Origin of the sequence: Fibrobacter sp. UWB15, from assembly GCF_900177705.1 — a bacterium.
Classification (GTDB): domain Bacteria; phylum Fibrobacterota; class Fibrobacteria; order Fibrobacterales; family Fibrobacteraceae; genus Fibrobacter.
Map to the genome: position 1 here is coordinate 61,459 of NZ_FXBA01000010.1, position 13,368 is coordinate 74,826.

At 43.9% G+C, this 13,368-nt stretch carries 8 protein-coding genes; 7 read left to right on the forward strand and 1 reads right to left on the reverse strand.

The features are described 5' to 3' along the window. Nucleotides 1-57: 57 nt before the first annotated feature. Nucleotides 58-1,374, reverse strand: a complete 1,317-nt coding sequence (locus B9Y58_RS12460; protein ID WP_073057443.1) for a hypothetical protein — start codon at nt 1,372-1,374, stop codon at nt 58-60. Between the two features lie 84 nt (nt 1,375-1,458). Here B9Y58_RS12460 and B9Y58_RS12465 point away from each other — a divergent pair, with 84 nt between their 5' ends. From B9Y58_RS12465 to B9Y58_RS12495, 7 genes are all read left to right on the forward strand, one after another. Further along, a complete protein-coding gene (locus tag B9Y58_RS12465) occupies nt 1,459-4,710 on the forward strand; it encodes a helicase-related protein (protein WP_073057446.1) in 3,252 nt (1,083 codons plus the stop codon). After that, nucleotides 4,710-5,324: a DUF4391 domain-containing protein gene (locus B9Y58_RS12470; protein WP_073057450.1), complete on the forward strand. Its 615-nt coding sequence runs from the start codon at nt 4,710-4,712 to the stop codon at nt 5,322-5,324. Before B9Y58_RS12465 ends, B9Y58_RS12470 begins: the two co-directional genes overlap by 1 nt. Before the next feature lie 80 nt (nt 5,325-5,404). Continuing rightward, on the forward strand, nt 5,405-6,745 hold the full coding sequence (locus tag B9Y58_RS12475; protein ID WP_073057453.1) for an AAA family ATPase: 1,341 nt from the start codon (nt 5,405-5,407) through the stop codon (nt 6,743-6,745). Nucleotides 6,746-6,757: 12 nt separating this feature from the next. After that, nucleotides 6,758-7,339 carry a hypothetical protein gene (locus tag B9Y58_RS12480; protein WP_073057456.1) on the forward strand — a complete coding sequence of 194 codons (582 nt, stop codon included), beginning with the start codon at nt 6,758-6,760 and terminating at the stop codon, nt 7,337-7,339. 22 nt (nt 7,340-7,361) lie between these two features. After that, nucleotides 7,362-9,293 carry a site-specific DNA-methyltransferase gene (locus B9Y58_RS12485; protein ID WP_199220978.1) on the forward strand — a complete coding sequence of 644 codons (1,932 nt, stop codon included), beginning with the start codon at nt 7,362-7,364 and terminating at the stop codon, nt 9,291-9,293. Next, nucleotides 9,293-10,036 (forward strand): hypothetical protein, encoded by a 744-nt coding sequence (locus B9Y58_RS12490; RefSeq protein ID WP_073057459.1) that lies wholly within the window; start codon nt 9,293-9,295, stop codon nt 10,034-10,036. Before B9Y58_RS12485 ends, B9Y58_RS12490 begins: the two co-directional genes overlap by 1 nt. A gap of 52 nt (nt 10,037-10,088) precedes the next feature. Next, nucleotides 10,089-13,127: a type III restriction-modification system endonuclease gene (locus B9Y58_RS12495; protein ID WP_073057463.1), complete on the forward strand. Its 3,039-nt coding sequence runs from the start codon at nt 10,089-10,091 to the stop codon at nt 13,125-13,127. The last annotated feature ends 241 nt before the right edge of the window (nt 13,128-13,368 follow it).

Consider the following 13,368-nt stretch of genomic DNA (forward strand, 5'->3'; position numbering starts at 1 on the left):
TATCTTCATTTTCCCAAAATACATTATGAATCTGAGATTCAGAAGAACTTTGTTTAGCTACAGCTTTCCTGCTACTTTTTCGGCAAATTCATCTAGGGGCTCAAAGTAGGCATTTTCGCGGATAGTGCGATAGTTGTTGTATAGATCCGTCAAGTCTATGCGCAAAGAATCATCCGTGTATTGTTCTTCATAGGCGCTACGTTTTGCCATGGTCCATAATTTCACGACAACCTGGTTCAAATAGGGTTGACGTTGGACCATAGCGTAATTTTCCATACGCTGGATTGCGGAAAGTAGAGCCGCATTGGGTGCTGGACTAAAAATAGCCTCGGTCACATGCGCCGAAAACTCGGCGTCCAAATTCAGGGTCAACTCCGGGTGTTCAATTTGGTCAACAATGTGTTTTGTCTCGTGGATGGCGGTGTTCAATTCTTCGACCCGTTTGATGTAGGCGAAAATTTTCCCGCCGAGGTCTTTTTTCAAAAGGCGATTGTAGATTTCGCTCGCCTTCTGCAAACTCAAATCTAGGCCCAAGTAACGCCAAAAATGTTCAAAGCGTTTATCGCCATATTTCCTGTAGAATTCCCCCTGCTCCAGTTCCAGCGAATCGGATTCTGCGCGGGCCGCAATCATGTCGTCAAGGACGACGACATAATTCATCCCTATGGTATAGTAGCCCGCTTTCGAGGGCATCAATCCAGGAATAAAACGTTTAAGGTTTATTGCCGCCAAGGAATCACCCTTGTACGCCGTCATTGGCAAAAGCGTATCTTGGACTTTTAGGATACTTGCCATACTCTGCAGTTCAAAATCCAGGAACAATCCGTATTTTAGCAGGTTCCTGTTGACCGTATTTTTGAGATCTACATTGAAAGATTCTCCGCTAAAGTAAACCTTTGCCGCATTCATAAATGCAAATAATGATTGGGCGGCTCCATCATCCGGGAAAAACTTTCCATAGAGGTTGCTTACAATGCGTTCAAAAGATTCATTGTCCGGTCCAGACATGTAAATCTCATTACGGCTCAAGGCATCCAGATACGGGGCAAGGACATTGACCACAAAATCCTTTCGTGCAGACTCTCCGTTCTGTTGCTCAAGCTTGACTGCCTTTTCATAAATGGCTTTCTCATAATCGGACTTCATTTTATCGGTCGTCTTTTTTGACAGGATATGCTTTTGGACGGCAATAATCGCGCCCTCGTTCATTCCAAATGACTTTGCCAACATCGCCACATATTCCTTATTCGAGCTACCAAGTTCAATCGGATTCTGCGAATAGATGTGCTGAGCCAAAATATCCGGTTCCATATCCGGATACTCGGAACAAGCCGCGAAGAATAGCGCAAGAAGCAGGAAAAGGAACTTCATCATATGGCAAATATAATCATTCGAATAAGTTGGATGGTTCAAGTGAGAAAAACTGTTTCATTTAAATTATTACTACATTAAAACCAAATGCCGACCTTTATTGACAATGTAACCGTCACCCTCAATGACGAACTGAAGTCGACCCTGAGGACCGGGGGCCGCTTATCTATCGCTGCAGCAAGTTTTTCCATTTACGCCTATGAAGCCCTGAAAAAAGAACTGGAAAACATCGAAGAACTCCATTTCTTATTTACCAAGCCGACTTTTACTAAAACGGATGCTGCCAAGAATAGCAAGGAACAACGCGAATTCTACATACCCAAGTTGAACCGCGAACGTTCTTTATACGGCACGGAATTCGAAATAAAGTTACGCAACCAGCTTTCGCAAAAAGCAATCGCCAAGGAATGCGCCGATTGGATTCGTCGCAAGGTCAAGTTCAAGACGAATGTTTCAGACCAGGTGGTCCACGCAGGTTCCATAGTCGTGTCTGACCCTGCCGGTGAAAAAACGGCATTCACACCGATTAACGATTTTAGCAAGACGGAACTCGGCCTTGAAAAAGGCAACTATATGGGTTTTGGCATAAATAAAATCGAAGCGCCCATATCGAACAATTTTCTCGCGTCATTCAACAGAATTTGGAACGACGACGAAAAGTTGCAAGACATCACCGATACGATTCTTGAAAGCATTGAGAATGTCTATCGCGAAAATTCACCGGACTACATTTACTTCGTTACGCTCTATAACATTTTCCACGAGTTCCTCGATAACATTTCCGAAGATGATTTGGCAAACGAGGCGACAGGTTTCAAGAACAGCGCCATCTGGAATAAACTTTACGATTTCCAAAAAGAGGCAAGCCTTGCTATTATCAACAAGCTGGAAAAATTCAACGGTTGCATTCTTGCCGATAGCGTCGGTCTAGGTAAAACATTTACGGCCCTTTCGGTCATCAAGTACTACGAGAACAAGAACCGCAACGTGCTTGTGCTTTGCCCCAAAAAGTTGCGCGACAACTGGCTCACTTATCGCGAAAACTACAAGAACAATCCTGTTGCAAGCGATCGTTTTGCTTACAGGGTCATGAACCACTCCGACCTTTCCCGCACTTCGGGCTATTCGGGCGACATTGATATCGCACGATTCAACTGGAGCAATTACGAACTTATCGTCATCGACGAAAGCCATAATTTCCGCAACGGTGGCAAGACCACCGACATGGGCAACGATGAAGACCCGAAAGAAAATCGCTACTTGCAGTTGATGAACAAAGTCATTCGTCAAGGCGTTCGCACTAAGGTTCTGATGCTGTCGGCAACCCCGGTAAACAACCGCTTTAACGATCTCAAGAACCAGCTGGAACTTGCCTATGAAGGCGACTCAAGCCAATTGGAACAGGCAATCGGAACTGGAGACAGAACCATCGCCGATATTTTCAAGCAGGCACAATCTGCTTATAGCAAGTGGTCAGAGTTGGAAGAAAGCGAACGCACTACCCAGCGACTGCTCGGAATGCTCAGTTTTGACTTTTTCAAGATTCTTGATTCTGTTACCATCGCACGCAGCCGTAAGCACATCGAGAAATTCTACGACACGAGCAAAATCGGAGCGTTCCCTGAACGTCTCAAGCCCATTGCCCGCCGCCCGGGCATTACCGACATTGACTCTTCTGTAACTTTCCGTGCAATAATAAGCCTGTTGCAAAAGCTGAAACTTGTCGTGTATTCACCTTCGGCGTACATTCTACCGAGCAGACTCTATAAGTACGAGGACGACGCCCCGACAAAAACAGGCGGCAAAGGACTTTCTCTAATTGACCGAGAACGTGGTATCCGCGTTCTCATGCAAGTGCAACTTTTGAAGCGGCTTGAAAGTTCTATCTATTCTTTCAATACATCGCTTGGTCACATAAAGACCTTGATGGGGGACACCCTTGTCAAGCTTCGCAACCATGTTGCTGATTTGGAAATCAACGATATCGATGGGCTCGGTCTTGACGAAGACGAAATCACCGTCGGTCGCGAAAACAACCGCATCCACCTAGACGATTTGGACTACAAGTCCTGGGAACGTGATCTCAATGCCGATTGCGAAACCATTACGAAACTTATCGAGATGATTTCCGTCGTGACGCCGGAACATGATTCCAAATTGCAGCAGCTGCTTGCCGATATCGACAACAAAATCGAGCATCCGTTCAACAACGACAACCGTAAAGTTATCGTGTTCTCAGCTTTCAGCGATACAGCCGAATACCTTTACAACAATGTTGCAGAACACGTCCTCAAGAAATATGGCTTGCATTCAGCACTGGTCACAGGAGATGTAAACGGCCGCACGACGCTCAAGACCAAGAGAAAAATGGATTTCAACATGGCCTTGACCCTGTTTTCTCCCATCTCCAAAGAAAAACAGGCTATTTATCCGGAAATCAAGGAAAACATCGACATCCTGATTGCGACGGACTGCATTTCTGAAGGCCAGAACTTGCAGGATTGCGATTACCTCGTAAATTACGATATTCACTGGAACCCCGTTCGCATTATCCAGCGTTTCGGCCGTATTGACCGCATTGGTTCCAAAAACAAGAGCATCCAGCTGGTGAATTTCTGGCCGGATATTGAACTGGATGAATACATCAACTTGAAAGGCCGTGTAGAATCAAAGATGAAGGCCGTCGTGATGACCTCTACTGGCGACGACAACCCGATTGCTCCCGAAGAACCCGGCGACCTTGACTACCGACGTGACCAGCTGAAACGATTGCACGACGAAGTTGTTGACCTTGAAGAGATGAACAAGGGTGTATCCATCATGGATTTGGGTTTGAATGAATTCCGTCAAGACCTGATTGAATACATGAAGGACAATCCCGATATCGACCACACTCCGCATGGCCTCCACGCTGTCGTAGCAAAGACCGCCAACCTCCCCGAAGGCGTCATTTTCGTGCTCAAGAACAAGACTGGCGAAATTAACATCGGCAAGAGAAACCGTCTGCATCCGTTCTACATGGTTTATTTGGACAACGATGGCAACGTGATTACAAACCACCTTGCACCAAAGGATTTGCTAGATAACGTACGCGCACTGAGTAAAGGCAAAGTGGAACCTTTGAAAGACCTGTGCAAAGCGTTCAACAAAGAGACCGCCGACGGCAAGCGAATGGACCGCTACTCCAAGCTGCTTGACAAGGCCGTAGAATCTATCGTAGATGTCCGCAAGGAAAGCGCTATAGACAGTTTCCTCGGCGGCGACCAGGGTGAACTTTTTGACAAGGTCCCCGCCGGCCTTGACGACTTTGAACTCATCAGCTTCTTCGTGGTGAAATAATGTACGGCCTGCCTGCAAATACGGAACTTTCGCGGCAACTCTCCAAAGAGCGAGTGTTTACCCAGTTCAAGGTGAACCGCTCCGCGCAAGACGCGTTCAATGCGGACATCTCGACGATGTTCATCTCGAACCATATTTCAGAAGCGACCGTGCCCGGATTAAAACCCGGGAAAAAAGTTCTGGGCATCTACGTGCTGACGCTGAACCTCAAGCACCCCAGCTGCGGCAAGAAAAATCTGGAACTGCTCGCCAAGGCAATACCGCAAAACATGGTATTTGCGCTGGTCCTTGACGGAACGGTGCAATTTGCAGTATATTACGAGAACCTGTATGCAACAAAGCCAGTAAAAGCAGAAAACGCAAAACTGGAATTGCAGGGGACGGATCTTGACGAAGTCTGGGAAGGACTAATCAAGAGTATCGGGAACATTGTCGTCGAAGGCGAAAACACCCTTGTAGAGCAGATTGCGGCAGATGACGCCCGCGAAGCCCTGCAAAAGAAAATCGAGGACCTGAAGGCAAAAGCCTACAAGGAAAAACAGCCCCGACGCAAAATGGAGCTCATAAACCAAGTCAAGGAATTGGAATTACAATTGGAAAATGATGTAAAATAAACAAAAAAACTGTTCATCTTGTTGCTTTTTGCCGCATTTTTTTTAAATTGAGTAAAAATAACCCATAAAAAAGGCTTTTTATGTTCATTTCCATGAAAATAAGGAATTTCCGATCCATCATTGAAACCATGGTTTCAATGACATATGAGGAAGGAAAAGCCCCAAATGGCTATAAGGATTTGCCAAGATGGGCATTCTTGGAAGACAAGGCGGAACGTCTGGTGCCATGTCTTGCCATCTACGGAGCGAATGCCGGTGGAAAAAGTAACATTATAAAGGCATTTTTTGCATTCGACCATCTATTAAAGTTTGGTACTGGCGATGCGTTTGAACCATTTTTGAAGAATGGTGCAGTTCCTGTATTTGATCCGAACTTATTGATTTCTGATAACGAAACCACGTATTTCGAATCAAAAATTGTTCTGAACGGTTCGATCTTTACATATGGTGTCGAATATTCCGAAAAAAAGATTGTTCATGAATTTTTAAATGAAGGTCGGGATGACGACAATCGGCCTATATTTGAAATAAAGGATTCCGAACTGGTTCATTTTTCCAAAGTTTCTTCGGCAACTTACAAAGAAAAGGACCTGAAAGAATTCTTGAGAGTGGAATGTTCCGACAAGGATGGATTGCAGAACAGAACGTTCCTTTATTTGATGGGAACGAAGTACCCTGCTTTGAATAAGAACATTGCAGATGTATTGGAATTTTTCCTTAAATCGGTTTTTATTTCATTAAACAACCAGATTCCGGCCGGTCTTGGAATGAAAATGCTTGAAGACGCACTCAAGAACCAAGGGCAAAAGGAAACCGCTTTCGATAAATTGCAGAAAATAACGACAAAGCTGGATTTTGGTATCGAACGATTGGAAATAGACCGAACCAAACTAGAACAAGACGCTGCAGGCGAGTACCAATTACAAATAAATCCTTTGGAAGGAGGCCCCATAGGGGTGCGACGGGAAGGGCCGGAAGCATTTGCAGAATACCTGTATTCGTATCATAAGAATGACGAGCAAAAAGAGGTCAGATTCAACTTTAATCGAGAATCCATGGGAACGCAAATTGCTTTCGGTGTTCTAGGAAGCATTTTAGCAGCCTTAGAAAAAGGCGGACTCGTGCTCATCGATGAATTGGATCGTTCTTTGCATTCGCTTGTATTTCAGCAAATTGTCCAGATGTTTACGAATAAACGATACAACACCCAAAATGCCCAACTAATCTTTACGGCACATAATACGGATTTGCTGGATGCGGATATCTTAAGAATTTCAGAAATTGATTTCGTAAACAAGACAAAGAAAAAAGGTACGACAATACAGCGGCTTGTAGAATTCTCGGATGTCCGAAACGTCACGAATTTTAGAAAGCGCTATCTCTCCGGTGAATTCGATGGCATTCCGTTTCCTTATTTGTAACAGGTCCCTGGCATGGCGAATAATGAAATGATAATTCTATTGTGCGAGGGGCCATCTGAATACGCCTACATTCAGGAACTCAATCGATATTTACGGGAAAACGAATATAATTTTAAATTCATTCCCAAGCCTGTAGGTACGGGTTTTTACTCTGAGGTTCAAAAAAAGCGCAAGGAAGTACGCAAGGACAATCCAAGAACGCCTATAAAAATAATTTTGGACGACGATATCTACGTCCGCAACGAAGGTAGTCGCGAGCAAGATAACAGTACAAAGTTTGCGGGATCAGGTTTCAAAGATGAATTCTTGTTTAACGTCCATAACTTCGAAGATTTTTTGATGCTTCATTATGATGACGAAACGTTGAACCAGTGGTTAGCAAAGTGTTCTGAGACAAACCATGAGAACGTTCCAATGCATTCAGAGCAATATATGCCACTGGTTAAAGGGATGTTCCCTGATTACGAAAAGGGGGAACTCCTTTTTAGCCCAATTAATCATGAAAAACTTGATAATTTATTTAGGCACAACGAAGACAATTCCATTTTTATAAAGAGCGATTTTGCTACATATTTGAAAAGCCGGCTAACATAATTTTTATACGACTGGAGCGTACATGACCGAGAAATTGAAGATGAAGACTGTGGATATGGCAAGCGAGAACTTTGAGAAGCTCAAGGCGCTGTTCCCGAACTGCGTCACGGAATCGCTCGACAAGGACGGAAACCCGGTCCGTGCCATCGACAAGGACCTGCTCATGCAGGAAATCAACAGCGAAGTGGTCGAAGGGCAGAAGGAACGCTACCAGTTCAACTGGCCCGGCAAACGCGACGCCATCCGCAAGGCGAATGCACCCACCACGATGACGCTCCGCCCCTGCAAGGATGAATCCGTCGATTTTGACAACACGCAGAACCTCTACATCGAGGGCGACAACCTCGAAGTACTCAAGTTGCTCCAGAACAACTACCTGGGCAAAGTCAAGATGATTTACATCGACCCGCCCTACAACACGGGCAGTGACTTTGTCTATAACGACAACTTCAAGCAGGATTCCGAAACCTTCCTCGAAACGAGCGGTATGTTCGATGAAGACGGAAATATGACATTGCAGAACTTCGAGAAGAATACCGAAAGCAATGGACGTTTCCATACCGACTGGCTCAACATGATGTACCCGCGCCTGAAAGTCGCCAGAAATTTGCTTAGCGATGACGGCGTGATATTTATTTCTATTGATGATAATGAACAGGAAAACTTAAAAAAATTATGTAGCGAGATTTTTGGGGAAAATAATTTTGTCGGACAATGGAATTGGTTTAAATCAGCAACACCACCAGCACTGTCAAAAAAAATAAAGAAAAACATTGAATACATCTTTGCATATCAAAAAGGAAAAAATGAAGATGTTTTCCGTGGTGTAAAAAAAGAAAGCCCTAGTAATGATCCAATAACAAAACCACAAAACTCTTATAAGGAGTTAACGTTCAAATCAGGAACTGTTCATGCGAAATTTCCTGATGGTACTTATAAAAAAGGCATTTACGGAACAGATAAATTTCCTAATGAATTGCTAAATGATCTAATTGTAGAAAACGGCGTAAATAAAAACGATGTAACATTTAAAAACAGATTTATTTGGGTTCAAGAAACACTCAATGAACAAATCAAATCTGGAACAAAAATCGAACTTTCAAAACAGCTCGTTATTTCTTACAAAAAAGCAGAATATAATAGAGAGGTGCCTCCGAATTTAATTGATTCTCAAGTAGGTGTTGATACAACAGAAAATGCAGGAAGATCAATATCTCAAATTTTTGATGGAAAGAAAATTTTTGATTATCCCAAACCTACATCTCTATTAACATATTTAATCAATTTCTTTATACAAAATAATGAAAATGCCCTTATTCTTGATTTCTTCTCTGGCTCTGCAACAACAGCCCACGCTGTAATGCAACTTAACGCAGAAGATAATGGCAATCGTAAATTCATCTGCGTTCAGTTACCTGAAGTGACTGCAGAGGACTCCGAAGCTTACAAGGCTGGCTACAAGACCATCTGTGAAATCGGCAAGGAACGTATCCGCCGTGCCGGCAAGAAAATCAAGGAAGAAACGGGTCTTACCGCCCAAAATCTTGACATCGGCTTCCGCGTATTGAAACTTGCCGAAAGCAACATGAACGACGTGTATTACAAACCCGCCGACATCGACCAGGGTTTCCTCGATAAACTCGACACCAACATCAAACGCGACCGCACCCCGATGGATTTGCTGTTCCAGGTCATGCTAGAATGTGACCTTGAACTCTCTAGCAAAATCGAAGAACGCGAAATCAACGGCAAGAAAGTATTCTTCGTAAACGACAAGGAACTCGTCGCCTGCTTCGACGAAAAAATTGACGAAGCCACCATCACCGAAATCGCAAAACTCAAGCCTTACTACTTCGTCATGCGCGACAGCTCCCTCGCCACCGACAACGTCGCCGACAACTTCGAACAACTCTGGAACGCCTACAGCAAAGACACCATCCGGAAGGTACTGTAATGGAAGATGTATATATGAGTATTGAATTAGGACAATTAAAAAGTATTCTTGAAACAGCTAAAAAACTTCAAAATGGCGAAATAAAAACTCCTACGACATTAAAGGGACTGATTGATAATTATAATTTAATTTCTTATAATAATGGTAACCCTACGGATTTGCCTACAATTTTACCATTTGATGAAAAAAATGATATTAGTTGGGACTATATAAGTCTTGCCGGAAATGGCCCATCCAAGCTAGCAAATCTCATTGTATATACAGAAGGCTATATAAATGCTCATACGCCTATTCCTCCAACAATAAAAAAAGTTGAAGGTTGGAGTAAAGGACATGTTATAACCATTGTTGGAATTATCATTGCTCCAGTAATAGGTTTAAGTTACAATCAAGGGGCGAACTCAAAAGAAAAAGAACTATATGATGAACGCGAGTCCTTAAAGACAGAAAAAAATGAATTACAAAAAAACAACTCGGACCTAAATGACAGTATAATATCTTTAAATAGATCTCTAGACGCTTTGCAAAATGTAAAACAGTTAAAAGAAACATTAAACGATTCAATCCTTTCACTGTCAAAAAAGAATGAATTATATGTTGATAGTATAAAACGACAAAATCAAAAATTAGATTCATTACAGCATAAGTTAAGCGAGAAGACGACACAATCAGATGGATTATACATGATATATAAACAAGCAAGTGATTCTTTAGCAAAAGGATTAAAACGTCGAAAAAAATGAGGTTCTCTTAAATTCAATTTAAAGTGGAATTTAAGAGAACTCGGGGTAAAACATGAAGTTTAAGTTCAAGATTCAACAGTACCAGACCGACGCGGTGGAATGCATTGCCCGCGTGTTCGATGGCGAACCCTGTATTGACAAAACCTTGTACCGTCGCGATATCGGCAAGGTCAATTCACCCATGCTCAGGCTCGAAAACGAGGAAGGCTACAGTAACCACGAACTGGTGCAATCCGAAGGCAATCTTCTTGAAAATATCCGCCAACTCCAGCTCGAAAACGACATCAAAAAGTCTGAAAAGCTGAACAAGAATCTTGGACTTGTGAATCTTGACATTGAAATGGAGACTGGCACCGGCAAGACGTATGTCTATATCAAGTCGATGTTCGAGCTGAACAAGCGATATGGTTGGAGCAAGTTCGTCGTGGTGGTGCCGAGTATCGCCATCCGCGAAGGTGTCGCAAAAAGTTTCGAAATGCTGGAGACGCATTTCTTTGAACACTACGGCAAAAAGGCCAAGTGGTTCGTCTATGACAGTTCTAACCTGCAAAAGATTGATTCCTATTCGAGCGATGCCGGAATCAACGTGATGATTATTAACACGCAAGCGTTCGCCAGTTCCATGAAAGAGGGCGCGAACAATAAAGAAAGCAAGATTATCTATTCCGAGCGCGATGAATTTGCAAGCCGTAAACCTATTGATGTGCTAGCCGCGAACCGCCCGATTATCATTATGGACGAACCGCAAAAGATGGAAGGCGCTGCTACGCAAGCAGGCCTCAAGCGATTCAATCCGCTGTTCACCCTATATTTCTCGGCAACTCACAAGACCGACCATAACCTGATTTACGCCTTGGACGCACTGGATGCATACAACAAGAAACTTGTCAAGAAAATCCAGGTCAAGGGTTTTGAAATCAGCAATATCCCGGGCATCAAGGATTACATGTATCTTGATGACATCGTCAAAAGCAAGAACAAGGCTCCCATCGCAAAGATAGAAGTCAATGTCAAGTTGAAAAGCGGAGTCATCACCCGCAAAATTTTGAGTTTCGTGGCGGGCGACAAGCTTGAAACAGCGACAGGCCTCCAGGTCTATAAGGGGCTCGAAGTCCTGAATATCGACCCTGAACGTAGTTCAGTTACTTTTGTCAATGATGTTGTTCTAAGCAAGGGACAAGTTGTCGGCGATATTTCCGAAGACGCCATGAAGCGCGCCCAAATTCGCGAAACCATCAAGTCACACTTCGAAAAAGAAAAGTTTAATTTTGAACGCGGCATCAAGACGCTTTCGCTGTTCTTCATTGACGAAGTTTCCAAATACAAGTCTTACGATGACGAAGGCAACGAAGTCAAAGGCGAATACCAGAAAATTTTCGAAGAAGAATACGATTACTACCGTAACGAAAACAGCAACCTGTTCAACGGGAAATATCAGGAGTATCTGGACCGCTTTGATGCCGCACAAGTCCATAACGGATATTTTTCCATCGACAAGAAGGGTCATGCCATCAATAGCGCCCTTAAACGTGGTTCCGACATCGCGGACGATATTTCTGCATACGACTTGATTCTCAAAAACAAGGAACAGTTGCTCAGTTTTGATGAACCGACGCGATTCATCTTCTCGCATTCGGCACTCCGTGAAGGCTGGGACAATCCGAACGTTTTCCAAATCTGCACATTGCGCCACGCAAGTTCCGCTACGGCAAAACGCCAAGAAGTAGGCCGCGGCCTTCGCTTGTGTGTAGATATCAACGGCAACCGCATGGACCTTGATTCACTCGGCGAAAACATTCACGAAGTCAACAAGCTGACCGTCATTGCAAACGAAAGCTACAAAGATTTCGTTTCGGGCCTTCAAGCCGAAACCAAGGAAGTCCTGCGTACTCGCCCGACAAAGGCCGACGAAGAATTCTTTATCGGCAAGAACGTCACTGTCGATGGAGTCAAACGCCCGATTACAAAGGCCGAAGCGGATGCCATTCACGCCTACTTGCTCATTAACGATTACATTGACGACAAGGGCAACGTTACCGAGGTTTACAAGATCGCCCTCAAGAACGGAACGCTGGAGCCTATCAAGAAGGCTTCCATCGCCCCCATGGAAGCAGATGTCCACAAGCTTGTGCAATCTATCTTTGACGAATCAATCGCCCTTGACGGAATGGTCGAAGACGGCAACCAGACAGAAATCAAGGATAACGGACTCAACAAGGCGAACTTCGAAAAGAAGGAATTCCAGGAACTGTGGAATCAAATCAACCACAAGTACGCCTATACCGTGCACTACGACAGCGACGAACTTATCAAGAAAGTCGTGGACGATATCAATGCAAACTTGATTGTGAAGAAGTTGTCTTATACAGTGCAGTCTGGCGAGCAGAAAGACGTAAACGATTTTGGCGACAACCAAAAAACCGCTTCGGAAGTAGTCGATATCGCCGCCATGTCGCAAACCAAGTATGATCTGGTCGGTGAAATTGCCAAGGGCGCGACCCTCACCCGCAAAACCGTCGTCGCCATATTGAAGCGGATTGACGCAAGCAAGTTTGCATTATTCAAGAGCAATCCTGAAGAATTTATCAGCAAAGTCATCAAGACCATCAAGGAACAGAAAGCGACCATGATTGTGGAGTGCATTCGCTACAACACAATCGACGACACTTACGACAGTACCATTTTCACTAACGAAAAGCATTCTTCAACATACGAACGCGCAATCCCCGCCAACAAGAGCATCATGGAATATGTGTTCCCCGACAGCAATGGCGAAAAAGAATTTGCCGAAGCTCTAGAAAAGGCAACCGAAGTCTGCGTGTACGCCAAACTACCGAGAAGCTTCCAGATTCCGACCCCTGTAGGCAACTACGCTCCCGACTGGGCTATCGCCTTTGAAAAGGACAAAGTAAAACACGTATTCTTTGTTGCCGAAACAAAAGGTTCAATGGATACAATGATGCTTCGCCCTGTCGAAAAGGCAAAAATCGAATGCGCCAAGAAGCTGTTCAATGAAGCCTCGACCGGGAATGTCCACTACGCACACGTAGCGAGCTACCAGGATTTGCTGAATGCAGTGAGGGCTGGGTAAGGATGTAAAGACATACTTCCTGCCGGAACTTTGTTGCTAAGTTCCGGTTTAGGAAGTTTTTTTGCTAGTTGTTTATGAATTGGTTAATCAATGCGTGAATTATAGGCCAATATTCGCTGATTAGCTTTGCCAACTTGAAAATATTAATTAGTTGGCCAATCGCTTTCCGAATTTTAGCTGTTTCATTCAACCATTTTTTGACGCAAACAATACAACTCTTAAGCTTTTTTTCCATAAAAGC